The organism is Flavivirga eckloniae (assembly GCF_002886045.1).
Classification (GTDB): domain Bacteria; phylum Bacteroidota; class Bacteroidia; order Flavobacteriales; family Flavobacteriaceae; genus Flavivirga; species Flavivirga eckloniae.
In genome coordinates, this window is the sequence record NZ_CP025791.1 from 2,256,286 (window position 1) to 2,282,484 (window position 26,199).

Genomic DNA, 26,199 nt, shown 5'->3' on the forward strand with positions numbered 1-26,199 from the left:
TTGCAAAAATAAATAAAGACGGTTTAAAAACCGTCTTTATATTTCTTATTTAACACTTTACTTGTTTTGGCTTGCTTGCTACAAGCATTAATTAAAAGCCAATAAAGTTAGTTAAAAATCTCTTTTTACGTATCCTTCTTTATATACATCAAAAACATAACCGCCTTCTTGTAATAAAATGAATACTAGGTATAGAATCAAGAATATAGAAGTCCAAACTACCATACGTCTTAAAGACTTTAATTCGTCACGCATATGCATAAAGTCCCAAGTAATGTAATATGCTTTTACTATAGTTAGGATAATGAAAATCCAGTTAAGGGCTTTCATTCCTAACACTTGACCCATTAAAGATTCTGGTTTTATAATACCCAAAATCACCTCAACTATTGTAACTATACTCAAAAGAATCAAAACACCCCATATTTTTTGAGTATTCGATTTAAATTTAAGTAAACCTCTAAATATTTCTAATTTATGTTCGTGTGCCATTTTTATAATTTCTTAAATAATTAAACCAGGTAGAAGAATGTAAATACAAATACCCAAACTAAATCTACAAAGTGCCAGTATAACCCCACTTTTTCAACCATCTCATAACTTTTGCGTCTTTCGTAAGTTCCTAAAATAACATTAAAGAAAATAATGATATTTATAACAACTCCAGAAAATACGTGGAAACCGTGAAATCCAGTTATAAAGAAAAAGAAATCTGCGAACAGCGGTGAACCATACTCATTAACGTGTAAATTAGCACCTTCTACAACTGCCTTTCCGTTTTGTTTTATTTGTTTTATTGACTCTGCTCTAGACAAAACCGTTTTCTCTCCTGCTTCATTAATTATCTGTGTTCTCACTAAAACGTTGTCGTGAGATTCTAAGCCTTTTGCTACTTCTGCAACAGTATAAGTTGGCAATGTTCCTTCAGATACGAACCATAAACCTTCTTTACGTTCATGTTGTGTTCTTTCGCTATGCGGATCTGCTACTACAAAATCTCTTAAAGCAACTCTGTGTCCTTCTGTATCTACAAACTGTAAAATATTACCTCCTTTTGTTTGTACTGCACCGTAATCACCTTTTATAAATGTTCCCCATTCCCAAGCTTGAGATCCTACGAATATTAAACCTCCGATAATGGTTAAAAACATGTAAAAGGTTACTTTGGCTTTATTTAAATGGTGACCAGCATCTACTGCCAATACCATAGTTACAGACGACATAATAAGTATAAACGTCATAAAAGCCACATAATACATAGGTGCTTCTACACCATGTAAAAACGGAAAGTGAGTAAACACTTCATCGGCAATTGGCCATGAATCAATAAACTTAAATCTTGAAAATCCGTAGGCCGCTAAAAACCCAGAGAATGTTAGAGCATCTGAAACGATGAAAAACCACATCATCATTTTTCCATAGCTCGCATTAAGAGGCTTATTGCCGCCTCCCCATGTTTTGCCTTCTGTTCCAGTATTTACAACTGTAGTGTTCATATTATAATGATTATTTTTTTTAAAGTTGCACAAAAATAGTCATTTTATTCATCTAATAAAATATAAAAACAAAAAGAGATAAACCCATAATATATCTATGAAATGCCAAAAGGTTGCTGCAAGTTCCAATCCGAGTATTTTCGTTGCATCGTACTTCTGTTTAAAATGATTATAAATTACTACTAATAAGCAAATTATCCCAACAACCACGTGCAATACATGCACTATGGCTATTAAATAAATATAAGACATGGTTACATTGCTCGTTGGTCCCGTAAAATTGTAACCCAAGTCTATAATCTGTTGAAATCCTATAAATTGATTGAAAATAAAGACAACTCCTAATATAAGAGTTACTAGTAACCATAGTGTGGTTGCATTTCTATTTCCATTTTTTAAAGCTTTTTTTGCTAAAATGAAAGATAGGCTACTAATAACTATTACCACAGTACTTATTAAAAAAGCATTGGGTAATTCAAAATCTTTTAACCAATCTGGTCTGGAACTACTTACAATAAAAGCACTTGTCCATCCCATAAAGGACATTATTAAGGAAATAATACCAAACCAGAGCATCATTTTTTTTGCTCTGTTATTTTTCTCTTCTTGTGTTCCTTGAGTTAAATCCATAGTTCTTATATAAATTTATCTATTACATATACTATCTGTACAAGGGTTATATAGGAAACACTAGCCAGCATAAGTTGTTTGGCTGCTTTTTCAGTCATTTCTTTAAACAACCGAACAGCGTAATACAACATGCCTATTCCTAAACTAAAAACTAATATTGCGGCAACAATTGATAATTGTAACTTTCCTGTAAATCCAAATACTGGTATAATAGATATTATTAATGTCCAAATTGTATACATGATGGTTTGCACCGCTGTCCCTTTATCTTGCTTTCCAGTTGGCAACATAAAGAACCCTCCCTTTTTATAGTCTTCAAACAAAAACCAACCAATGGCCCAGAAATGTGGGAATTGCCAAAAAAATTGTAACGCAAATAATGTTCCTGGTTCTATACCAAAATCATCGGTAGCGGCCACCCATCCTAACATAAACGGGATTGCTCCAGGAATGGCTCCTACAAAAACGGCAAGGGGTGTTTTAGTTTTTAAAGGGGTGTACACGCACGTGTATAAAAATATAGAAATAGCACCAAACATTGCTGTTTGCTTGTTGATGGTATATAAAATGATGATTCCTAACAACGTAAAAATAGATGCTATGATAAATGCTGTATTTACAGACATCCGTCCGGCTGGTATTGGTCTGTTTTGGGTACGTTTCATTAACGCATCCAGATCTTTTTCAATAATTTGATTGAATGCGTTGGACGCTCCTACCATAAAGTACCCTCCAAAGGCTAATAGCACTAATGTTTTAAAATCAACTACATCTACCCCCAACAAGTAACCTGCTAATGACGAGAAAACCACACTTAATGCTAACCGCATTTTAGTGATCTCCTTAAAATCTGAAATAACAGAAGGTGTTGCTAATGAAGATTTTGTATTGCTCAATGTTTTTATCTTTACGGGCTTTTATAGCGAGTGCAAAGATACTTTATTAAAGTTTTTCGAGCAATGCTTTTTCTTGCTTAATTTATCGCATAAAATATTTCGTGTTTTTATTGCATTTATTAATGTTTCAAGGTTTTTAATGATGAAATCGATAAAAACATTTTGTCCTTTTTTCTTTTTTAAACACTTTGAGTATCTCCTCTCAAAATAAAGAAGTGACTATTATAAGAGTTTTGAAGGGAAAATATATGAGGTTTTAAAAAACACCTACAATTAAAAATAAAAGAGAAGATCCAAAAAGTCTTTATAATTTGACAAATCAAACTCACTTTTTAGATCTTCTCTTTTAAGAACGATATTATTTAATAATAATACCTTTTTGCTTAATAGTTTTCTTTACCATTTAGAGGTCTTAAGAAAACTCCTCCTGATCATGGATACCCTTGAAAGAAATATGTAAAATTTTTCCACGGTCCCCAACCGGAAGCATCTTTTATACGAGCATCAAAACTTAAATTCAGGTATGGAGAGGCAGCATTACAACTCATATATAACACATCCCCAAAAACTCCATGAAAATTAAAATCACTACTTGTATCAAAATCAACCTCAAAATTAGAAGGGTTTAGGCTTAATTGGTGATTATTAGCATCTCGCACATAAATAACGAGATCATCATACTTAGCAAATTTAGGGTTATTGTTGAGATTTGGTTGGCTAGCATACACCTCTGGAGTTGCAGACATAACTATAGTTATACCTTTTTGTGTTGAGCTATTAAGCTTTATAGCTTTTTCTAAAGACTCATTTTTCGTTGTTTTTAAGTTTTGTTCTTCAATTCTTAAATCAATGTTTTCTGCTTTGTAGTCATAATCAGAAATCTTTACTGCAAATAACGATGAACTTATAATAAGAAGCGCCATTATTAACACCCAGCCTGTACGTTTGATAATTTTCATAATTGTATTGTTTTTGGGGTTTAAATATTTTACGAGGTCTTTAGGAACTAACCTGACCTTCACCTAAATATAAACAACAAAAGATCTTTTTAGATTATGTAATTATTCTATTTTCATAGAATACATGAACTTTAACAGTATTGTATTGAGGGAAAACCGTAAAACTTATGATTACATAAGATTAGTATGAAAAAATATTATTTGAAGAATTTCCAAATATTAATAAATTAAGAAGATTAGGTCTTAAAAATCAAAATACCAATTAAACAAATCGGTTCTAAGTCCAAAATTAAACCAAACGGTATTGTTTTTAAATGTAGTAGTGGTTTCTGCTTCCGGATCAAAATTTCTAAAACTAATATCTGCAAATAGCTTTAAATTAGATGCCGGGTTAATAATATAGCCAGCCTGTAAATTACCATTAAATGTCGTAGTTTTTAAGCCTTGCCCAACTTCTACTCCTGTGTCTGAAGGTCTGTCGTTATAGTTTCTATAAATATCGCCTCCATAACTAAAATTGTCTGTACCATCATTAAAATCTAACCCTCGTACGCCATATATGAGTTTTGCATCTGCAAACCAACGTTTGTACCTGTAGTGCCCTATTAAAATGGCTTCACTAAAATTTGCTCCCCATAAATGCGCCATGGGTTGGTTGTTATGTGCATTGTTAAGCACAATAGTATTATGCGAATATGTGTATGGTCTTATTCGATTATACTCGAATTGTAACAATAAATTATCAACCTTAAAGGCGTTAAAATATTTAAGACCTAACTGGTAGCCGTACTTGTTTTTCCAACTTTTTTCTCCGGCTTTAATATCGTTAAGCGAAAACTCGTCTAAGATAAACTGTCCGTATAAATTTATATTATCACTCCATTTATATTTGGCCGATGCCCCAAGAAGTGCATTTCCTGCCCCTTGTCCGGTCTCAAACTCAATGGCTCTAAAAAATATAATAGGGTTTAAATAATTAATGTCAAACCCTCTATCGTTTGAATTTGTCCAAAGCACCGATTCGAACAACCCAACATTTAACCTTTTAGAGACATTCCAACTTAAATAATGGGTTCCGATATATTTCGTTAAAAACGCTTTATCTTCTACAACTTCTGGTCTTACATCTTTTAACCACATCCATGTGTTGGTATACTTTATTTTCCAGAATTTTGTGTTGAGTTTTAAAAAAGGATATGGACTTGCAACATCACTAAGGAATAAGGATCGGTACCCGTCGCCTATAAAGTTTTTACCATGCCCAAATTGAACATTTAAAAACTCTGCTGGCGAATATGACAAATAGGCTTCTGCTACTGGATAGTCGTAAGAGTCTGTTTTAAACCTTTTTGCTATACCTCTACCAGGAATAATTGCCGGATCGGGACCAAAAGCTTTTAAACTTTCTGCATACTGATTTACATACTGTGCAAACCTGCCCTGACTTTCGAAAATGGTGGTATAAAAGTTGAATTTTTTACCTAAGCCTCCTTGAATTAAAATACCTCTTGTATTGTTGTATGTGGTATTAAAACTGGCATCGGTATCTTTACCTACTTGTAAATCGAATATCGGGTCTATTGTAAACCAATAATCTTTACCCTGTAGTCGCACTAGGTGCTCGTTCCAAAGTTTTCTTCCTACCCAGGTATCTGTTTCCTTTTTTAATTTTTCCTTTTCTGCTTTAAAATCATGATACTTGGAAACTTCGTCGTATATAAATGGTTTTGAAGCGGTGTGACTATTAGTTCCCACAAGATTCATTCCTCTATCGAACCTTGCATAGTCACTATGCGTAAATGGAATATTTAGTTGACTGTTATGGGCCTTATTCTCAAACGGTCTTAAATCGGCATTTACCTTATCGAACTCACTTTTCGATTGCTGTTCCAGCTTAGACAATTCATTCTTCTTTGCCAAATCCTGAGTTTGTACTTCTTGATTTACCAAAGGAATTTTTATAGGCAAACTATACTGCTTGTACGTTTTTCTACTGTTATAGGTTGCTGGCTTAACGATTGGTAACGTTGCAAACACACGCTTGGCTTCTTCCTTTAATTCGTTATAGATAGCATCAATATATATAACCCTAAACTGCCCCAAAGTATCCACTTCAAAAAGAACAACAACTTCTCCTTTATATTTCTCGTCATCTACTTTTTGAGGTACTTTAAAATTTTTATAGATATGTTCGAATACATTTCTATCAAAACATTGTTGTAAAGAATCTATGGCTACAGCCTCACAACTTGGAAAAACCGGAGGTTTTTCAACTAAAAAGATATCTTGCGAATAACTGGTATATTGAACCAAAAGTAGGAGCAGTACAATGAATCTCTTCATGAAAGTGATTAATAATTGATTTTGCGCTGAAAGATACTATATTTTTTTAGATTGCTCCCCTATTAAAGTTATAGGCTAAATTTAAATATTACTGCTTGGTTTTAAGAATATAAGCCTGGTCTTGGTTAAGAAAAAAGGTTTGAAAAGTATTATCGAATTGTCATTACTGGAGTCGACCTGTCGGTAGACAAGGAGGTACAACTTTATCAATCTGTTTAAGTCTAGATTTAACAGATTCCCTGCCTGCCGGCAGGCAGGTTCACTTCGTTCTGAATGACAAGTTCAATTTAACTTTTCAAACCTCTTTTAAAAATTAGAATACGACACTAACTATTCTACTTGAAAAACTATGGGCAATGTATACATGACACCCACATTTTCTTTTTGTTGTTTCGCAGGAGTCATTTTTGGAATAATATTAATAACACGTTCTGCCTCTTTTTCTAGGGCTGGATGTGAACCTCTTACTCTAACATCTGTTACTTTCCCTGTTTTATCTATTTTAAACTGAGTACGTATAACTTGTTTTCCTTTAAGCCCAAATTCGCGTCCCAAATCTCTATCAAACTTATTTTTAATTAGTTTATTAAGTTCTTTAGTCATGCATTTGCGCCTTTCCGGATTCGATTTTTTCTTCTCGCAACCAGGAAAAATCGGTACAACCTGAACAAAATCAACAGGTATAAAAACTTCTTCATCTATTACAGGTAAGTTTATGTCTTCGGGATTTATTGGTGCACCATTATTTACAATGGGTTCCACCGGTTCATCTATTATCGGGTTTATAGGCTCATCATTTGGGACTTCAATAAATTTTTTAGGATTCTCAATTCGTTTTCGTTTTACCGTTTCTTTAACAGCTTGAACTTCTGGCTTTATTACTGGAATCTCAATAGTGTAAGGGTCTTCTAGAGGGAGATTCCCTGCATAAGTTGAAATTTTAGTTTCAAACTTCATTTCAAACAGGCCATAGACTGCCAGTAAGCAAATAATTAATCCAACCTGAAAGTATAGGGTTGAGTTTTTTTGTAAATTTGCATCATGCTTTTGTGATTTCTTCACGATTTCCTCATTTTGCCGAATGAGTTCGTGAGACTTCTTTTGATTTCTCATAATAATTATAGTATAAATGTTAATATTATGATAAAATAACAATAAGCATACCAAAAAAGAAATCCCGTTACATATTTTGTAACGGGATTTTATATTTCGGATATGCTCAATAACCAGTCTCGATTTCGTTGTACAGCCAACTTAGATATGCGCTGTAAACATGGAATGAAACTTTAGTCCTGAACTTGGAAAATTATTGGTAATGAATATGGAACGTTTACTGGTTTTCCACGTTGTTTTCCTGGTTTCATTTTTGGTAATAAACCAATTACACGAGTTGCTTCTTTTTCTAAACCTGGGTGAGGTGCTCTTGCTCGTATACCAGTAATTTTACCAGTTTTATCTATTTTAAAAATTACATTAATACGTTGTCTTCCAGAAAGGCCTAAATCACTAGCTAATTCTGTGTTGAACTTTTTATTTACAAACTGTGCAATTTTCTTAGACATACAATCCCTTTTCTTGGTATTGTTCTTCATTTTTTCACATCCTGGGAAAACTGGTACATTTTCAATTACTGAAAACGGTACGTCTATATCTTCTTCAACTTCTTCAACCTCTACTTCTTCTACCTCTACAATTTCAGTTTCTTGATCTACCTCTGTAGACTCGATAACTGTTTCTTCTATTTCTACCTCATCCTCAACAATCTCGATTACTTCCGGTGCTGCTGGTGGAGGTGGAGGTGGTGGAGGCGTTTGTATTTGCTCAGTAATTGGGATTTCCTCTTCTAATTCTTCATCCATATTGACCATTCCAATATCTGTATCAGCCTTATCATATGTTTTATAATTAATTGCGTAGTTTGTTAAAAACAACATTAAAGCTAAACCAATAGCGAAGTAAAGTGAACTGTTTCGTCCAACATTAGCTTTAGGATTTTTTTTAGGTTCCATAATTTATATCATTTATCAAGATTGCTAAAATAACTATTTATTTATAAAAAAAGCAAGTGTTTAAAGGTTTTTAACGTGCAAACTTTTTTTAAACCATAATACAATTGCTGCTAATAAAGCTCCAATGGTATTTGCTACGGCATCATAAGCATCTAATGCTCTCGAAGCTGTAATACTCCCCTGTAATACCTCAATAATTATACCAAAAAAGACAGAAAGAATGACTGCCAAAAATATGGCTTTCTTCTTTCTGATTTTAAATGAATATAAAAATGTATAAAACCATAAAACCGTTAAGATAAAATAGGCAAAAAGATGAAATATCTTATCTTCAAAAGAGATTCCCAATTTTGGAACATTATCTAACCTAATTAGACTTGCTATAATTAAAGCTAACGAGTATGTTATGGTTGCTATAGGTATTAGCTTTTTAAGCACCTATTAATGCTTTATAATCGTCTGCAGACATAAGTCCATCTGCTTGAGACAGGTCTGAGCATTTTACTTTTATCATCCAACCATCTCCATAAGGGTCACTATTCACCTTTTCCGGCTCGTCTTCTAAAGTTTCATTAAACTCTATAATCTCTCCAGATAATGGTAAAAATAGATCGGACACCGTTTTAACAGCCTCAACTGTACCAAAAACCTCTTCTGCATCTAATGTCTCATCTACAGTTTCTACCTCTACATACACAATGTCGCCTAATTCTCCTTGAGCAAAATCGGTAATACCAATGGTAGCAATATCACCCTCTATTTTAATCCACTCGTGGTCTTTAGTGTACTTTAATTCTGATGGAATATTCATAGTATTGATTTAAATTCGTTTAGTTCGACAAATGTATTTATTCAAATCTTAAATTCAAATAGATTGCTTAATAAAAAGCAGGAAGTTTATTTATTCTAATGAATAATAATGCTAGATCGTTTGTTTGTTTAAGGGCATTAGATCATTTTGCTATAAGGACAAAGACATTAATGACAACTAATGGACGAACATAATCGAAAACAAATAGCGCTTTTCTAAAAATAAAAAAGGAATAGATATTGATTTCATTCCTATGAAAGCAAGCATCTATTTAAATAAATGGTAACTAAAACTACAATAAAGTGAATTCCAGCCTTCACTTCGACTACGCTAAGTGATCGCGCAGGAATGAGAACCCTGATCTTAAATAACTTTGAATGACTCTTTTACTTCTTTTATGTTAATTTCCGAAGTTATATCTAATAGTGATACCCGAACGGATTGTTGTTTGTGGAAATGCGGTAGAAATAGCATATTCCGAGAACGAATAATCAAAATAAAAGAGACCTGTTAGGTTTTTGCTAAACGCATAATCTGCCGTGTATTTTATTCCCCAAATTGTTTGTCCGGAGGTTACCTGATTATTTTCTAAATCCAAATACCTTATAATCGTTTTATTTTCTCTAACGGATACATCTGCTTTCATGTTTAAATCACTTACAACACGTTTTCGAGGTCCAGCTAATTTAGAGCGTATTTTTAAGTCTTTAATTCTGTAACCTAAGCCTATCACATATTCGTTGCCCAATACCTCGGTCATTAAGTTATTATCGAAACTAAGCGATAGCATTCTGTCTTTTCTAACTTCGGCTAATATTTTAACTGAGTTTTTCATTTCAAAATCAAGTCTAACCAAAGGACTAAATGTCTCGGTTAAATTAATGTTGCTCAGTAGGCGTTCGTTTTTATAATTACCAGATTGATCCTTAGTGTTGTCGGACTGACTATCGAAATCTAAAGCCGGGTTTATTGCTTCAAAATCTAAATTAGACTGAAATTGATTTATGGTATATGCCGAACGGTATCCATGAGTTAGGGAGAAACGTTTAAAGCGTTTTTTAAACCATTTAAACTTCATAAAACCAGTATATTTTAAATCCCAATTAGGAATTGGCACATCTCTAAATGCCCCTAATTTCACACTACTTGCATCTGTACCTGTATAGGCAGCTAAAAAGGCCGGTAGTAATACTGCTTGATTACTTTTTCCATAACCTTTTGGGAAACCGTCTTCGTCCAGATCGTTTAAGTCTGCTCCATTCTTAGCGGCTAGCCTTCTGGCGACTATCAATCTGTTCGCTCTAAACTCGTTAAAAGCATCAGACGTATTTTCATCACTTTTACTAAATGCAGTTTTTATTAATATGGTCGATATATTAAAGTTACCAAAGGCGTTTGGCGTTAACGATTGGTATTGATAATTTCCTTCTCCACCATTAATCCTATAATTCTCGGAATAATTTTCGAGATACCCACGGCTTCCTACAATATCTATTTTTAAACCTTTTACCGGTTCTAAATTAGCAGACACATCGAGTTGCTTAGTGTTTGTAGCTGTATATTGTTGGTTAAATTGCGGAAAGTTGGTTAACCATCCCCTTCTTGCGGCGAGGTCTCTTACATCGCTTTGACTACCAAATGTAAATCCTAATGTTGGTTTTAAAGTACCTATAAAACCTGGTGACTGAAGGTAACCCGGTAAGAATGTCCCACTATTTTCGGAATAATTAACTTGAATTCGCTTTACACTTGTTATGATATCTATTCCTGCATTTATTAATTTTCTAACCGATTGGCTTTTTGGCTTTTTTGGTTTTTTCTTTTTGTCGTCAACTGCTCCCGGAGGTGCACCTGCATTTGAAGCTGATCTGGATCGTACTTTTCTGATAGGTTTTTTTACTAATCCTATATATTTATAAAATCGATTCATATCGAGAGATGAATTGATATTATGAACACTAGAATTTTGGAGCGTATTACCTAAATCGTATGTATTAGGATCGTCTGGTATTGTTATAGCTCCATACAAATCTGATCCTTTTTGCCATTGGAAATTACCAGTATATTGATACGTAGCATCAAGAAAACTAAACGTCGGTATTTTATTAATTGGTAATTGATAGGTAACTCCTAAATTTTGGCTTTGCCTATTTGGGTCTCCAAAATCGAGGAAACCATCCCAAATATCCAATGAAGGATCTTGCTCTCCATTAATAATATTGTTTTTAAAATAATTACGAACTATATTATTATTAGCTGCTGTAAAGTTGAATTGTAACGATTTTGTTAAGTTATAATTAATGGTGTATTGAAAATCGAATGTGTAGTTTCTTCTAAATAATTCTTCTATTCCAATATTTGAGCCTCCAAGATCGATCTCTCTAAATTTTTGTCTATTAAATTGTCTATTAATATCTGTATTAACCGTAAAGCTTGTTGGTAACAAATTGAAATTAAAGTCCTTTAATATTTTCCAATACTTGCCTCTAAATAATGAGTCACTCTTCTTGAATGGCTCTACAGTAATAGGATTAAAATTAAAGGCATAGTTTGCTCCTACTCTAACCGCTTTGTCAACAGAGTTTTCAATTTCAAAATCCCGATGCTCTACTTTGTTGTATGAATAATTCAACGTTAAATTTTCCACATCGTAAAAACGTGGAATAGCATCGGATGTTCTTGTTTTTCTAACACCAATAAAATTAATACTTTGTCTTCTGGTATAATCTTCAGACTGCTCTTTTATACGGTCTTTTTCTTCCTTTGTATCTGCAGCCTGTAATCTGGAATCTAAAGTTAAATCTTTATAAAACTGATCATACTTAGGCGTAATAAGTTCTTCGCTTTGTCCATAATTAAAAGGTAACTGAACACCCCATTTTTTAGGTAACAATTGCCCTATATTAACATTTGTAACCACATCGTATTGCTGCACATCTTCTAAACTACGCTCACTAGGACCTTGTTCAAGGCCTCCAAAACCAGAAGTACTTTTTCTTCCTGTTGCACTTATGTTTGCAAAATCTGCAATATTGGTATCTACACTTAACACGGCGGCCCAGCCTCCTTCGTTATCCATATCGGATAAGCGAAGTTCGTTAAACCAAACATTTGCACAAGCATTAGAAGTCGTAGCATTTTTAACACCTACCATAAGTGTTCTAATATCCCCGAAATTTGGATTTCCTTTTATAGCTACACGATGTCTACCAATTTCATATCCGGCAAACTCGTTATTTACATCAACGATATCACCATTAATAACATCGTAGAACCTTGGATCGTTATTAGGCAGAGGGCCATCTGAAAGTGCCTGTGCTTTTATTCTTCCTAAAATATCTAATGGTAAATTAATTTCATTCTCGGGAGGCCAAACCTGATTTGGATCGTTTGAATTAATTGAAGATTTTACTAACGGAATTTCAATTTGATAATAATTCTCTGTTAAATCATTACCCATTCTAACAAAACCAACCATTCTTCTATCTCCATTTTCCGTAAATCCTCCACCATCATCTTCTGCGTGTATAAACATTCTTAAACGCTTAAATTGACGCATATCAATATTAATATTTTTAAAAGCGCCTCGAGAATCCTCTGGTTGTAAATTACAAACATTGGCTATTAACGATTGTTCATTTTGTCGCACAACCGTATTATTATTAAACAACTCTTCTGGTTGAATTCCCGGAGGACTTACATAACTCCCTTCATTTTCAATGGTGCCTATTATACCTAAAGAGAATTCTGTATCGGCATTATTAATATTTCTATTTAAAGCTTGTTTATAACGTCTCCAATCGCTTCTAACCAAATCTAATGTACCAAAACGAAATACTGTAGTTTGATCAAAGCCTTTTAAATACATACGCGCAAAACGAATGGATCTAAAATCGGTAATTCCTCCAACGCGTTTATAAGGTTTGTTAGCAGGATCTACATCATCATCAAACCTTTCCAAAGGTACATCAACTGGAATTCTAAACAGATACCATCTAGGGTTCTTATCACCCGAAGTGGTTTCGCCATTAAGAAACCTTCTCGGCTCTGAATTCTTAAAATCAACGATAAATGGATTTGTATCCATATTTAAAGTAGCTGGTGTTATTTCTAATTCGTATTCAAAATAACTATCAATCGTGTTCATAGTATTATCACGATTAATATCTTCTACATCTGGCTGCGTGTTTGCCGCTCTTTGTGTATCGCTAAATGTTTCTGGCGTATTTCCTTCTACGCCATTAAATTTCTTATAACGTTCAAATACATCCCCATCTGTATTTAAGAAATAGGTGTAGTTATCGTTTGCTGGATCATCTCCAAAATTGGCACCAAAAACTTCCGCTTCTTTAGCATCATTATATCCATCGTAACCGACATCTTGGTTGGTACGTTCTTCGCCTGTGGTATCGAACGCATAAATTAATGATTGATTTTGCGGCACCACTGTGCCCCAAGTTGTAGGCTGTAACAGGCTAACATCACCGTTTTCAGGAAGACCATTTTCATATAACTTTCTTCCATCTTTGATAATATCCTCTGATATGTTACCAAGATTGAATACTAACTTACCTCCTCTTGTTCTGGCCTCGTCTTCCTGGAAAGGATCCTGTAACCAGAATTCTATATATTCAACATTTTGTTGTTCGAAATCTGTAGAAGTTAATTGTCGCGTGATACCTGCCCAACTTTGTTCAGGATTACTTAGTACTCCACTAGTTGCCGCTGAATCAAAATTATAGGGACCTCTTTCTTCCGGATAATATGCTAAATCCAGAGTAAAAAGTACCGAGTTTTGCCCTTGTACCAAATCTCTATCGGGAAAGAGTTCGTTTATAAATACACGACTTGTATATAGGCTTGACATATCTTCGTTTGTGATACCGGATGGACGTCGACTGCTATAAAAAATAGGATCGATACTATACCAGTTTAATAGTGCCCGGCCGTACCCATTTTGAATCCCATCCCTGTCTTCCAGTTCATCTGTATTTCCGTTTCCATTTATATCAAGGGGTCTACTAGACAAAAACCACGATTGTTGGGATTTTAAATCGATGGCATTTTGGGAACCTTCGAAATCGTCAACATAAGATGTTGCTTCTCCATTAAGATTAGTGCCTTTAGGTGACCCTGGTGCTAAATATGCAAATTCCCCTCGTAATGAAAGGTTTGATTCTACATCTGTGTCAATATTCGGTAATTTATTTGCTAAACGGGTTAAAAAGGGGACTTGGGTAGAATAGTTCCCGTTAAACCCAAAAATAGTATTGTTTATTGGTTCTGTTCCGAAATTTGCTTTTTGTGTTATAGGTCGCTCATTAAGATTTAAAAGTGTGGCTCCTAACACAAAATTCTCATTAAACTTATGCTCTACATTTATTCCCGTAAAGCGTCTTGTTTGCTGACCAAAAACAGCATTGTTCTCGGTTGAAACCTCAATTGGGGTATTAGAAGCTTTAAGGGCTTCATCTAAAATCTGAACACGCCCTAACTGATAATTCACCGTATAATCGATGCCTTCAACTAAAACACGTCCTCCGGCTACCACTCTAACCGAACCTCTTGGTACATTAAATGATCCTATAGGAATACCATCGCCTCCTGTAGATTTATAACGTCCTCTTAGTCTGAACTTGTTTTTCTCAACGGCTTCTAAAGCTGCTGTTTTTGTACTTTTATAGAGCACATCGTATACGTACTTGTTTTGGTCCTCGTTATACGAAACGTTACTATCGTAATTTCCACCTCCTAATACATTAAATAGGTATTCACCAAAAGGTTCTGCACTGGTAAAAACTATTTTTCCGTTTTGAGGTATCACCGTTATTCCCGGATAAAAATCGAAGAAACCATCACCTCTAGCCTGCGGGTCGTTATTAAAATTGAGTTTATCTAAATTAAATACTCTTAATAATGGTATATTTTCTATTAAATCTTCATCTGGAGTATTTGTATTAACAGGGACTCCATTTATATCGACAGCAAAACTTGCTCCAACGGGTGTTATAAAATTTAATGGTGAGGCTTCGTTGTAAAAAATATTAAGTTTAAAATCGTCTGGACTTAAATTGAAAGCTCCAGAATCGTAGATATTCTTCATCATTAAATCCCAAATCGGTTGTTCTACACTGGTAATACTACTTTTTAATAGTTTTAAAACCAAGTTAGTATTTACAACCTGGGTTACCTGTCCTGTATTGTTTGTGGTTACATCGGTAGCATCTACACCATCGTTAGCAAATTCCCCTACCTGATATACTTTTCCGGCAACGGTATACTGAAACGCAACTGCTAAAACCTCATCGTTATTTAAACGCTGATTTAATGATATATATCCTAACTCTGAGTTTAAGGTATATTCTTGACCGCTTATTAATTTTCTGGCGTTTTCCAGCTTGGCATAATCTGAACCTTCACTAACTGCACCTGATTGTGATCCAAAACCTTGCTGGGCTGTTGCTATATCCCTAATAGCTTCAGTCAAAATAGACCCCGAACCAATAGTAGTAGGATTAAATCTATTATTACCATTATCTGGGAATACATTAGAGTTGGTTATAAAACCATTTGGTATCGGATCCAATAGTATATGATCATTGGCCTGATTTGCAGGGTCGTAAAACGATTCTCCTAAATCTTGAAGCGCTACAATGTTTCTAACATTTTCGGTTCTATTACTTCTGTTAGTTATCCAAACTTCGAGTCTTGTTATTTGTAACCCTTTATTATTTATAAATGGATAGTTTTTCAAGGATTCGTCGTAAGTATCCCTAAAATATTGTGCTAAAAAGAAGTGTCTGTTTTCGTCATAGTCTCTAACGAATAAATCGAATTCTTCTAGGGTACCCCCTCCTTGCGCTACAACTGTATTAGATTGTGATTTTTGTTCGGAAAAAACTCCTGTAAAAGTTGTTTTTCCAAACTGTAATTCTGCCTTTACACCAAATAAACTTTGTGCTCCTGTAATTAACGAGCTATTTAGAGGCATACTTACATTACCTATTTCTATTTTTCGAATGATATCATCTTCTGTAGGTGTATATTCTAATTTAACAAGATTCTGAAAATCGAACGTTGATTCTGTATCGAAATTTGCTGTTACTTGTAGTCGTGTACCAACTTTCCCCAGCATACTTAAACTAATTCGCTGGTCGAAATCGGGAGTAAGGTTACTTCTGTTTCTTGGTGAAAATGATGGATTATCTTGTTTTGAAAACAAGAGTCCTAAATCTATTTCTACAGATCCTTGTGGAATGACTTCTATTGTATTTCCTCCAAAAATGGATTCAAATAAACCCGATTTCACATAAAACTCTGGCAACAGGTTTTTTCGTTCGTCTTTGGAATCACCTTTTTTACCATCAAAGGCATCAATTTTTTCTTTGTAATAGGACTTTAAATTTTCTTTAGCTACTAAATCGTAATACTCTTTTGGTGTTAAGATAATCGGGTATTTAAGATCGAAGTTCCCTATCTTTTCTGTATAGATGTATCGGTTTGTTTCGGGATCGTAAGTATATTTAGATTCTACACTGTTAGGCTTAGGTGTTTTTAAACGCCCCACATTATATCCTGTTTTAACCGAATCTTGAACAGGTTCTTGAGACCATGCTCCTACTGAGAAAAGTAGTGCTAAAATTAAAAAAGCATTTTGGCTTTTTTTAAGGTAACTTGCGGTAAATATTCCATTTAGACCGAAGTCGAAATACATAGAAGTGCTCAACACTGATTGTTTAGCACGACGATTTTTAATTAGTTTATAAAATTTAAAGTTGGTTTTATTCAAATCTATTATAAATTTTTCAAAGCCTGTTTTATAATGGTTTCCACATCGGCATCTGGTTGCACGACTATAATTTTATCTACAACACGTTCTGCCTGTTTTTTTGCAAAACCAAGGACTTCTAAAGCAGATAACGCTTCATCTTTATTGGTATTGCCCTGAGAAACGGAAACTTCGTCAATATCATAAATCTTTAAGATTTTATCTTTTAAATCTATAATAACGCGCTGGGCTGTTTTGGCTCCAATTCCTTTTATAGATTGAATTAAAGCAACATCGTTAGAAGCTATTCCTTCTCGTACTTGTTTTGGTGTTAATGAAGATAGCATCGTACGTGCCGTACTTGCTCCAATACCACTTACGGAAATGAGCAGCCTGAAAATCTCCCTTTCTGCTAACGATGAAAATCCATAAAGCGTATGCGAATCTTCCTTAACTTGAAGATGAGTAAAGAGCTTTAAATTTTCATTATCAGGAATTTGAGAAAATGTATGTAATGAAATGTTTAGCATATAGCCTACTCCATTACATTCAAGAACAACATGTGTTGGATTTTTTTCAGTGAGTTTTCCTTGAATATGTGTTATCATGTATATTGTTCGTTAACCGACCAAATGTAATAAATTTATTCACACTAAATTACTTCCTGTCAGCATTTTCTAACTCCCACTTTTCTTTATTCTGTGCATCAATCACGGCAATGGCTGCCATATTCACTATTTCATCAACGCTGGCTCCTAATTGTAAAATGTGCGCAGGCTTTTTTAACCCCATCATAATAGGTCCAATAGAGTCGGCTTCGTGCAATTCCTTTAACAATTTATAAGTAATATTTGCTGAATCCAGATTTGGAAAAACCAATGCATTTACTTTTTTACCTACCAGTTTAGAAAACGGAAACTTCTCCCGAAGCATCTCATCGTTTAATGCAAAATCTGTTTGCAACTCCCCATCTACATTCATATCTGGAAAATGACGATGTAAATAAGAAACAGCCTCTCTAATTTTAGAGGACATCGGGTGATCTGAAGAACCAAAATTCGAATACGATACCATGGCCAATACGGGATCTAAACCAAACATCTTGATGACTTTAGCGGTCATCTGGGTAATCTTTGCTAAATCCTTGGCTCCCGGATCAATATTTATTGAGGTATCGCTTAAAAATAGCGGCCCTCTTTTTGTCATCATTAAATTGGTAGTGGCTATACGTGTTACACCATGTACCATTCCTATAAGTTCCAATATAGGTTTTACCACAGTTGGGTAATTCCGGGAATATCCAGAAATAAGCGCATCGGCATCTCCTTCGTTCACCATCATAGCTGCGAAGTAGTTACGTTCTCTCATTAAACGCTGTGCCGAGTAATAAGTAACCCCTCTACGTTTACGCTGTTCCCAATACACTTTGGCATACTTGTTTTTACGCGGGTTCTCTTCTTCTGTTTTTGGGTCAATAATAGGAATATCAGCATCAAAGTCTATTTCTGCCTTAAGAGATTCTATGGTTTCTTTTCTACCTAAAAGTATTGGGTGTGCGATGCCTTCCTCATAAACTATTTGAGCTGCTTTTAAAACATCCAATTGATCTGCTTCTGCAAACACAACACGTTTTGGGTCTAGCTTGGCTCTGTTAAGAAGTAATCTTACTAACTTATTATCAGATCCCAATCGTTCCAACAACTCATCTTTATACTTTTCCCAATCGGCAATAGGCTGCTGGGCCACTCCAGTATCCATTGCGGCTTTAGCCACCGCTGGAGGTATTTCGGCAATAAGTCGAGGGTCGAAAGGTTTTGGTATTATATAGTTGTTACCAAATGTGAGTTTGGTTTCTCCGTAGGCTATATTAACCTGTTCCGGAACTGGCTCTTTAGCCAATTTAGCTAATGCTTTAACAGCAGCCATTTTCATGGCTTCGTTAATTTTTGTAGCACGAACATCTAAAGCTCCTCTAAATATAAATGGAAACCCTAATACGTTGTTTACCTGATTAGGATGATCGCTACGACCTGTTGCCATTATAATATCTTTACGAGTTGCAACAGCTACATCGTATTTAATTTCCGGATCTGGATTGGCCATAGCAAAAACAATTGGGTTTTTGGCCATAGCTAACAACATATCTGGCGACACGATATTCGCCATTGAAAGTCCGATAAAAACATCGGCATCTTTCATAGCTTCGTCTAGCGTATCTATTTTTCTATGGGTAGCGAATTCCGCTTTTTCTTTAGTAAGGTTTTCTCTATCGTCTCTAATAACACCTTTACTATCCAACATAACCATATTCTTTCGTTTTGCACCACAGGCTTGGTATAAACGAGAACAAGAAATGGCTGCTGCACCTGCTCCACTTATTACTATTTTTACGTCTTCTAATTTTTTTCCTGTTAATTCTACTGCATTTAACAACGCCGCAGCCGAAATTATTGCCGTTCCATGTTGGTCGTCGTGCATTACAGGAATATCAAGTTCTTCCTTAAGACGTCTTTCTATTTCGAAAGCTTCAGGGGCTTTTATATCTTCTAAGTTGATACCTCCAAATGTTGGGGCTATCTTTTTTACGGTTTGAATAAACTCTTCTACATTTTCGGTATCTACTTCAATATCGAACACGTCAATGCCAGCAAAAATCTTAAATAACAAACCTTTTCCTTCCATTACTGGCTTTGATGCTTCAGGACCAATATTCCCTAAACCTAAAACTGCTGTTCCATTGGAAATTACAGCAACCAGATTCCCTTTTGCCGTATACCTATATACGTTTTCTTTCTTTTTTTCAATCTCTAAACAAGGTTCTGCTACGCCTGGAGAATAGGCTAAAGACAGGTCTCTTTGACTAGCATATTTTTTAGTTGGAACTACCTCTATTTTTCCTGGAGTTGGCTTGGCGTGATAGATAAGCGCCTCTCTTCGTTTACTTTCTTCGCTCATGATTATACTTAATTAATAGTTCCCGTATTCGGGGGAATGACAGTTTAAAAAAGAAGGAGACCGTATCAAAAGTAAGTGCATTGTCCTATTGAGTTTATCGTTTGTACTCAATCTGACAAATTAAATTACAATAACTTTTGAGACAGTCCCAATTTTATTGAACCAACAAAGATAACAATCCTGTTAAGTAAACCTTCATTCTTTCGGAGAATTGTCATACCTATCAATCCATTTTTAACATTATTAATGGTTAAGTATAATTTGATTGAAAATAATAAACTATCTCGCGGTTTTGACCGCGAGATATTAAATTGGTAAGTTTCGGGATGTTAAATCCTAAGAATCAATAAACGACGTTTGCTCAAATAAATCGAACTGAACTATTTTTTGGTTTTAAGTGTTTTTTGAAAAGACCAAATCTGGGTCTTGAAGCTTATTTAAATCGTCAACATATCTGTTTTTTAAAAGCTTAATCCCTAATTTGTAGGATGCATTGGTCCAACCAAAACCTCCTTCTGTAACGTATTTAAAATTTGTTCCTACGTTACCATATTCTACATCTACTTCGTGGGTGCATGAATTAACATCGAACTTTTCTGGTATTAAACCATTATAATTCACCACCGTTTTTACGATAAGCCACAGCCATCTGTAAATAAGTTCTTGTGCTTTTTCTTCGAATCCGTAATTTTTAAGTCCTTGCCAAATTAACATCTGGTGTGGTGCCCAACCGTATGGAAAATCCCATTGTCTTTCTACTGTATCTTCGGGCATGACTTCTAATTTGGATGTTGAGGCCACGCCTCCTTTACAAATTAAATTGGGCAATTGCTTTTCTATTAGGCTTTCTGCTTGTTCCTGCGTACATAAATTTGCCCACAAAGGATATAGGTTTGTAACAGAGGCACAGGGTTGTTGTTCCTTTTTAACAAAGTTGTAATCGTAAAATGTAGCTTCTTTTTCGTTCCACATAAAATCTGTGATTAGCTGTTTGCGCTTGTTTGCGCGTTGCAACCAATCATTTGAGTTAAAAGTTGTGTCATTATACGAAAAGGTATTATTAAAATATGTTGTAATGAGATAAGCGATATCTGTTTCATATTTATACAATAAACTATTTAAATCGACGGTATTTAGGTGTGCCGAACAATCGTCTAATCTATTGGTTGTATCATGCCCACTTTCCCTCATACTTCTGTCATGTATAAAATACATATCCAGAGCTTCGTCAACAATCTCCTTTTGTTTATATTTTGTTTTAAACTCTGTAAGCGACATATTATGCTTTTTTGCATATATTTCGAATATGGCATCAAAATGTTCTGGCTCTGTTTCGTTAGGAACCCCTATTCCTTCTCCAAAATAACGGTTTAATTGCGTATTGGTTAATCGCACATCTTGGGTCATCCAAACATTAAAATATTCTGAAATGGCTGTAGTAAGCTTTTGCTGCAACCAATTTACCTGTAATTTATCGGAATAGGTTTCGTAAAACGCTCTTATAAATGATGTAAAAAAAGGCGGCTGTGATCGGGACAAATAATAACTACGATTGGCATTCAATATTTTTCCGTAGTGTATAATTTGATATTCAAGGTTATCAATCATAGCCCGAGCAAGATCAAACTTATCATCAATTATAAGACCTAAACCAATAAAATAACTGTCCCATCCGTACATTTCGTTAAAACGTCCTCCGGGTACAACAAACGGAATACTTTTCCCTTTTTCTTTTGAATATGCTAATGCTAAAATTCCTGGCTTTTTATTTAGTGTACTTATGTATTCGCTCGAAATATGGTCTGAAATCGTTTCGACTTTCACACGTTCATGTCCTATTGTTTTTTGTTTATAAAACGCTAGTGCTTCTGTATCTGATTCTGGCACATACAATCGCAGGTAATCTCCCTGCATTTTTTCATCTTCTAACACGTCTAATAACGCTTCGTTATTAAAACTCCTGGTTAGTTTATCCCAATAGTAATCTTTTATTACTCTGGATATTCTTTTTACAGGTTCTTCTGTAACATGTTCTAAAAAAATCTCTCCGCTATCACTAGCTAAAAGAGCTGCTTCTTGTAACAGATTAGATAAATGATACGTACCTTTTACTACGACGTCATTGCTTTTTTCGTCTTTTATAAAGAATTCTTTTTTGCCTGAATCGTCTACTGTTATAGTAAAACTTCCGGTAGTATCTTCCTGTTTTATTAATTGGTCTATGAGTTCGTACTTATTAACTAACAACTTCATATTTCTTCGTCATTTTGTTTAACATAAAAAGGGAGGCTATAAGAATTAACATTGGAATTAGCATAAAAACAAATGCTTTTTCTCCTCCTATATGTTCAAATAGGTAGCCTATAATTCTTGAGCCCAGTGTACCTCCTAAAGCAGAAAAAATAACAATAAGCCCCGTCATGGAGCTATGCATTTTTTTAGGTAATGCTGAGAGTACGACTGAATTGATTAGTGGATATATCGGGGCAATAAAAAGCCCTATAATTGGAAAAATGAACCCTATAAACGGGATGTCGAGCACATTTTTAATTTCCATGGTTCCTGTGCTAAGGGCATTTGGCAATACTAGCCCCACTATTATCATAGATATAATCAAGCAGGTGACAACTATAGTAAGCCATGATATCTTTTTTACAACCACACCAGCCAGTAACCTTCCTATGGCTAATGAAATAGCTAAAATACTTGCCATTTGTACACTTAAAGAATCACTAAGTGATAATACATTTTTATTAAATGTAGGTAACCAAGTCATGATACCTTGTTCTACCATTACAAATAAAAAGGCGCTAATTGTAAAAAAGACTACCAATGGCAACGCTATTAATTTTACCATTTCTAAAAAGTCCTGAGCCACAGATTTATCTGAAACTTCTGCTTTTACGTTTATTTTGGAGAATAAAAGAATTACAAATGAAACGGCTATTAATCCTGCTAGAAATAGATATACACGTAACCAGGCATCTGGATCGGATTCATTAAAAAAAGCAGGAAAGATAAAGTATGCCAAAGCAATTCCTACCATGAAAAACCCTTCGATAGAACTCATAAAACTACTGTGTTCTTGTTGAGTTGATGTAAGCAACCCTATCATTGAAAAAACAGATACTTTAATGAAAGCAAAGGCAACTCCAATGGTTAAAAACAAAATCTTGGTGCTTCCAAATGTATTGCCATAATACATATATATGCATCCAAAAAACACTATAAACAGAGCAAAGAGCATGCTTTTTTTATATCCTATTTTTGGCAAAAACGAGGCTACAAAAAAGGATACGAAGGCAATGGGTAAATCTTTAAAGGCTTCTAAGATACTCGCGCTTGTTTCACTTACATTATAATTTTCTATAGATTGCTTAATGACAATGCCTACGCTATTTAACAGAATGGCGAAAACAAAATAGTTAATGTAAAGAGCCGATTTAATTCCCAGATTTTTCATTTTGCCTTTTTTAAAATGAAATGCTGTCTAGATCTAAACTAACTAGACAGCATTTTAATTAACGTTATAAAAATAAACTACTCACTATCTATTAGAAATTAATTGCTACTGATAATCTTACTGCTCTTCCTAATATTGACCTTCCAAGGAACACATCGCCATCTGCTGGTGCTCCGCCATCACCTTCGGTAAGTCCAATGGTGTTAAATAAGTTTGAGGCATCCAATCCAAATCTTAAATTGTTTATTTTATATGATGCTCCTGCATTTACTACACCAAATGCTGGTAGTTCGAAAGTATTCTCGATATCGTGGTATTTTTTCCCGAAATAAGAGTACTTAGCATATATATTAAAATTGTCGGTAATGTTATAATCTGGTCTTATGTTACAGTAAAACTTAGAAATACGTCTTGCTAAATTTCCGTTTAAGGCTACTTGAGATCCTTCATAACCATCATATTCAGGGTTTTGAAGCGTTCCGTTAAATGTGGCGTTAAAATCCCCTAATTTTACAATAGCTTCAAGTTCTAAACCTGTATTCTTTACATTTGCAAACTTTCTTTCTGAAACTCCTCCTGCACCGATATCCTGATAGGTTATATTATCTAATTTCATGTGAAACAAGTTAGCAAATAAAGCTAATTTTTTAGATGAATATTTGAAACCTAATTCTGTCTGGTTCACTTTTGTTGGCTCTAAATCCTGAAAGGCTTGGTTTGCGTTTCCTTCACCACTTTCAACAGCTATATAAAAGGCTTCTTCAATAGGCGATCTAAATCCTCTACTGTATCTTACATAAGATGCCATGTTATCGCTAAACTTGTAATTAGCAGCTGCAGTATATGAAAACTCGCTTACATCGTAATCCCAATAAATATAGTTTCCTGTTAAAATGTTTACGCCATTATCTGCATTATTATTTGGCAACACTCCTATATCGTTACCCCAGGTTCCATGATCTCCTGCTCCAGAATACTTATCGTCATCATATCTAAAACCAAGGTTTAATGTTAAGTCATCAGTCGCTTCAATTTCAGCATCAACAAAAATGGCATTTAATGTTCCTTTTATTTGTGATTCTCTTTGTAACCATGAAATGCCAGATATACCATGGTATGTGTATTCGGTTCCTGTATTTGAATCAACCAGATTTACTAATCTACCTTCATCTTCAACACTTGCCAAGAAGCTGCTCCAGTTCCAATTTTGATTAGATTTCCAGTTAGAATAGTAGTACCCTACGTTTAAATTAATTTTGTCCCAGTTAAAGTTGAATGCTAAATTATTAGCAAAATTATTCATGTTTTTTCTAATGTTCCAGAAATCTGCTCTTTTTAAGTTAATGTTTGAAGGCAATGCACCTCCTCCATTGTTATAAGTAAAAACAGCATCGCCGCTAGCAATTCCCAAATCCGTTGCATAATCTGCCTGACTGGTAACGCCTCCCATCCAAGCGGCTGCGAAAATAGCATTGTAATCTAAGTTTATATCTGTATACTTAAAACTGTTCTTTACAGATACTATATCTGAAAGCTTGTATTTAAACTCACCACCAACGGCATTTGTTCTCGGGTGTATACCATCTTCCAAATCTGCTTTAAAAAATCCGCCACCACCTTGAGGCACGTTAATTTTAGTCATTTCACGATTTGCGAATGTGCCGTAATTAGCATCGAATCCTGGATATTCTTTTACTTTATCGCCATCCTTTATAAATGGTGTTGATTGGTAGAAAATGGTTCTATCATCTAAATTTTTGAAATGGATACGGGCATAACCTTTATCAAATCTATAAGTCATGTTAAACTTAACTTGCCCTCCGTTATTGGCTTTAAATCCTGGATCTCTAATTCCGTCGTCTACTCTGTAAAACCCTCCTACATTATAAAACAATTTATCTTCTATAATTGATCCGCCAAGATTAAAGTCTGTTCTAAACAACCCATAGTCTCCTACTGTTAATTTAGTTGTTCCTTTAAATTCGTTTTGACCTGTATTTGAAATGAAGTTAATAATACCCCCTGGTGCTCCAGAAGCATAGATTGAGGCTGTACCACCTTTTACTGCTTCTAGTCTTTTAACGGTAAGGTCTGTTCTTTGAAAGTTATCGATATTTGCGAATTGTAAAGCACCGTCTTCGAATACCGGCAGACCATCTTCTTGAAATTGAACATATTCGTAAGCACCTGCTGTTGGAATACCTCTTGCGAATAGGTTGTTTCCTGTTTCACCTCCCGAAGTCTCTACTAAAAACCCTGGTATGGATTGTAATAAATCGGCTGTACTTTGTGGTGCCTGCTCTTCTATTTGTTTAGACCCCATTGTAGTAATTGCAACACTCGATTCCATTTTCTTCCTTGGGTTACCAGAACCTGTTACAACGACTTCGTTTAATGACATTAAATCTTCCTGAAGCGATACATTTAATTGTATAGCAACACCACTTACCGTAAATGGCAGTTCTTCTGTTTTAAAACCTATATAGGAAACTACTAGTGTATAACTTCCGTTATCTATATCACTTATAACATAATTTCCATCAAAATCTGTTACGGCTCCTTTATTGGTATTTTGAATCAATACGTTTACACCCGGCAGAGGGCTGCCATTTGTGTCCGTTATAGTACCTTCAACGCCTCCGGTTTGGGCTATTGCCAAACTTGACATTACAGCCAGCACTGTAAAACAAAGCTTTTTTAAAATTGTAATTCGTAGTAACATAATCAATGCTTTTTTAGTTTAGTTTTAGTTACTCAAATTTACTTTTCTTTATATTTTAAACTCTTAAAATTTTTTCGAAAACGTTTTCGTTTTCACCGAAAACGTTTTCGAAAGCTTTTAATATCACTTTCAATTACTGAATAATTA

16 protein-coding genes are annotated in these 26,199 nt (G+C 34.5%); all 16 read right to left on the reverse strand.

Translation table 11 applies throughout. The features are described from left to right. Positions 1 to 111: 111 nt before the first annotated feature. The 16 genes from C1H87_RS09290 to C1H87_RS09365 all read right to left on the reverse strand — a co-directional run bounded on the left by C1H87_RS09290 (position 112) and on the right by C1H87_RS09365 (position 26,052). A complete protein-coding gene (locus tag C1H87_RS09290; protein ID WP_102755539.1) occupies positions 112 to 492 on the reverse strand; it encodes a cytochrome C oxidase subunit IV family protein in 381 nt (126 codons plus the stop codon). 20 nt (positions 493 to 512) lie between these two features. Next, positions 513 to 1,496, reverse strand: a complete 984-nt coding sequence (locus C1H87_RS09295; RefSeq protein ID WP_102755540.1) for a cytochrome c oxidase subunit 3 — start codon at positions 1,494 to 1,496, stop codon at positions 513 to 515. A 48-nt stretch (positions 1,497 to 1,544) separates the two neighbouring features. Continuing rightward, positions 1,545 to 2,126, reverse strand: a complete 582-nt coding sequence (locus C1H87_RS09300) for a cytochrome c oxidase subunit 3 (protein WP_102755541.1) — start codon at positions 2,124 to 2,126, stop codon at positions 1,545 to 1,547. Positions 2,127 to 2,131: 5 nt separating this feature from the next. After that, positions 2,132 to 3,022 (reverse strand): heme o synthase, encoded by an 891-nt coding sequence (cyoE, locus tag C1H87_RS09305; RefSeq protein WP_102755542.1) that lies wholly within the window; start codon positions 3,020 to 3,022, stop codon positions 2,132 to 2,134. Between the two features lie 431 nt (positions 3,023 to 3,453). Beyond that, positions 3,454 to 3,981, reverse strand: coding sequence for a hypothetical protein (locus C1H87_RS09310; protein WP_102755543.1), 528 nt, complete (start codon positions 3,979 to 3,981; stop codon positions 3,454 to 3,456). A gap of 243 nt (positions 3,982 to 4,224) precedes the next feature. Then, complete coding sequence (locus tag C1H87_RS09315) at positions 4,225 to 6,324, reverse strand: gliding motility protein RemB (protein WP_102755544.1); 2,100 nt, start codon at positions 6,322 to 6,324, stop codon at positions 4,225 to 4,227. 330 nt (positions 6,325 to 6,654) lie between these two features. Continuing rightward, entirely contained in the window at positions 6,655 to 7,437 is a 783-nt protein-coding gene (locus C1H87_RS09320) for an energy transducer TonB (protein WP_102755545.1), read from the reverse strand. Positions 7,438 to 7,610: 173 nt separating this feature from the next. Continuing rightward, complete coding sequence (locus C1H87_RS09325) at positions 7,611 to 8,333, reverse strand: energy transducer TonB (protein ID WP_102755546.1); 723 nt, start codon at positions 8,331 to 8,333, stop codon at positions 7,611 to 7,613. Between the two features lie 60 nt (positions 8,334 to 8,393). Then, positions 8,394 to 8,771, reverse strand: a complete 378-nt coding sequence (locus C1H87_RS09330; protein ID WP_102755547.1) for a VanZ family protein — start codon at positions 8,769 to 8,771, stop codon at positions 8,394 to 8,396. Next, the gene (gene gcvH / locus C1H87_RS09335; protein WP_102755548.1) at positions 8,764 to 9,144 is read right to left on the reverse strand and encodes a glycine cleavage system protein GcvH; all 381 of its coding nucleotides are present in this window, start codon (positions 9,142 to 9,144) and stop codon (positions 8,764 to 8,766) included. Before gcvH ends, C1H87_RS09330 begins: the two co-directional genes overlap by 8 nt. A 400-nt stretch (positions 9,145 to 9,544) precedes the next feature. Continuing rightward, positions 9,545 to 16,858: a T9SS outer membrane translocon Sov/SprA gene (sov, locus tag C1H87_RS09340; protein WP_102758224.1), complete on the reverse strand. Its 7,314-nt coding sequence runs from the start codon at positions 16,856 to 16,858 to the stop codon at positions 9,545 to 9,547. A gap of 80 nt (positions 16,859 to 16,938) precedes the next feature. Beyond that, positions 16,939 to 17,520, reverse strand: coding sequence for a Holliday junction branch migration protein RuvA (ruvA, locus tag C1H87_RS09345; protein ID WP_102755549.1), 582 nt, complete (start codon positions 17,518 to 17,520; stop codon positions 16,939 to 16,941). 49 nt (positions 17,521 to 17,569) lie between these two features. After that, complete coding sequence (locus C1H87_RS09350) at positions 17,570 to 19,867, reverse strand: NADP-dependent malic enzyme (protein ID WP_102755550.1); 2,298 nt, start codon at positions 19,865 to 19,867, stop codon at positions 17,570 to 17,572. Between the two features lie 393 nt (positions 19,868 to 20,260). Continuing rightward, positions 20,261 to 22,120 (reverse strand): trehalase family glycosidase, encoded by a 1,860-nt coding sequence (locus C1H87_RS09355; protein WP_102755551.1) that lies wholly within the window; start codon positions 22,118 to 22,120, stop codon positions 20,261 to 20,263. After that, on the reverse strand, positions 22,104 to 23,330 hold the full coding sequence (locus C1H87_RS09360) for an MFS transporter (protein WP_102755552.1): 1,227 nt from the start codon (positions 23,328 to 23,330) through the stop codon (positions 22,104 to 22,106). Before C1H87_RS09360 ends, C1H87_RS09355 begins: the two co-directional genes overlap by 17 nt. A gap of 91 nt (positions 23,331 to 23,421) precedes the next feature. After that, the gene (locus C1H87_RS09365) at positions 23,422 to 26,052 is read right to left on the reverse strand and encodes a TonB-dependent receptor (protein WP_233783408.1); all 2,631 of its coding nucleotides are present in this window, start codon (positions 26,050 to 26,052) and stop codon (positions 23,422 to 23,424) included. Positions 26,053 to 26,199 lie beyond the last annotated feature (147 nt).

What these genes read in the sequence shown, in the direction of transcription:
- gcvH (WP_102755548.1), bottom strand. Translation starts at nt 9,144, where the DNA reads ATGAATATTCCATCAGAATTAAAGTACACTAAAGACCACGAGTGGATT.
- C1H87_RS09310 (WP_102755543.1), bottom strand. Translation starts at nt 3,981, where the DNA reads ATGAAAATTATCAAACGTACAGGCTGGGTGTTAATAATGGCGCTTCTT.
- C1H87_RS09300 (WP_102755541.1), bottom strand. Translation starts at nt 2,126, where the DNA reads ATGGATTTAACTCAAGGAACACAAGAAGAGAAAAATAACAGAGCAAAA.
- C1H87_RS09355 (WP_102755551.1), bottom strand. Translation starts at nt 22,120, where the DNA reads ATGAAGTTGTTAGTTAATAAGTACGAACTCATAGACCAATTAATAAAA.
- ruvA (WP_102755549.1), bottom strand. Translation starts at nt 17,520, where the DNA reads ATGATAACACATATTCAAGGAAAACTCACTGAAAAAAATCCAACACAT.
- C1H87_RS09350 (WP_102755550.1), bottom strand. Translation starts at nt 19,867, where the DNA reads ATGAGCGAAGAAAGTAAACGAAGAGAGGCGCTTATCTATCACGCCAAG.
- C1H87_RS09360 (WP_102755552.1), bottom strand. Translation starts at nt 23,330, where the DNA reads ATGAAAAATCTGGGAATTAAATCGGCTCTTTACATTAACTATTTTGTT.
- C1H87_RS09315 (WP_102755544.1), bottom strand. Translation starts at nt 6,324, where the DNA reads ATGAAGAGATTCATTGTACTGCTCCTACTTTTGGTTCAATATACCAGT.
- C1H87_RS09290 (WP_102755539.1), bottom strand. Translation starts at nt 492, where the DNA reads ATGGCACACGAACATAAATTAGAAATATTTAGAGGTTTACTTAAATTT.
- C1H87_RS09320 (WP_102755545.1), bottom strand. Translation starts at nt 7,437, where the DNA reads ATGAGAAATCAAAAGAAGTCTCACGAACTCATTCGGCAAAATGAGGAA.
- sov (WP_102758224.1), bottom strand. Translation starts at nt 16,858, where the DNA reads ATGTATTTCGACTTCGGTCTAAATGGAATATTTACCGCAAGTTACCTT.
- C1H87_RS09295 (WP_102755540.1), bottom strand. Translation starts at nt 1,496, where the DNA reads ATGAACACTACAGTTGTAAATACTGGAACAGAAGGCAAAACATGGGGA.
- C1H87_RS09365 (WP_233783408.1), bottom strand. Translation starts at nt 26,052, where the DNA reads ATGTTACTACGAATTACAATTTTAAAAAAGCTTTGTTTTACAGTGCTG.
- C1H87_RS09325 (WP_102755546.1), bottom strand. Translation starts at nt 8,333, where the DNA reads ATGGAACCTAAAAAAAATCCTAAAGCTAATGTTGGACGAAACAGTTCA.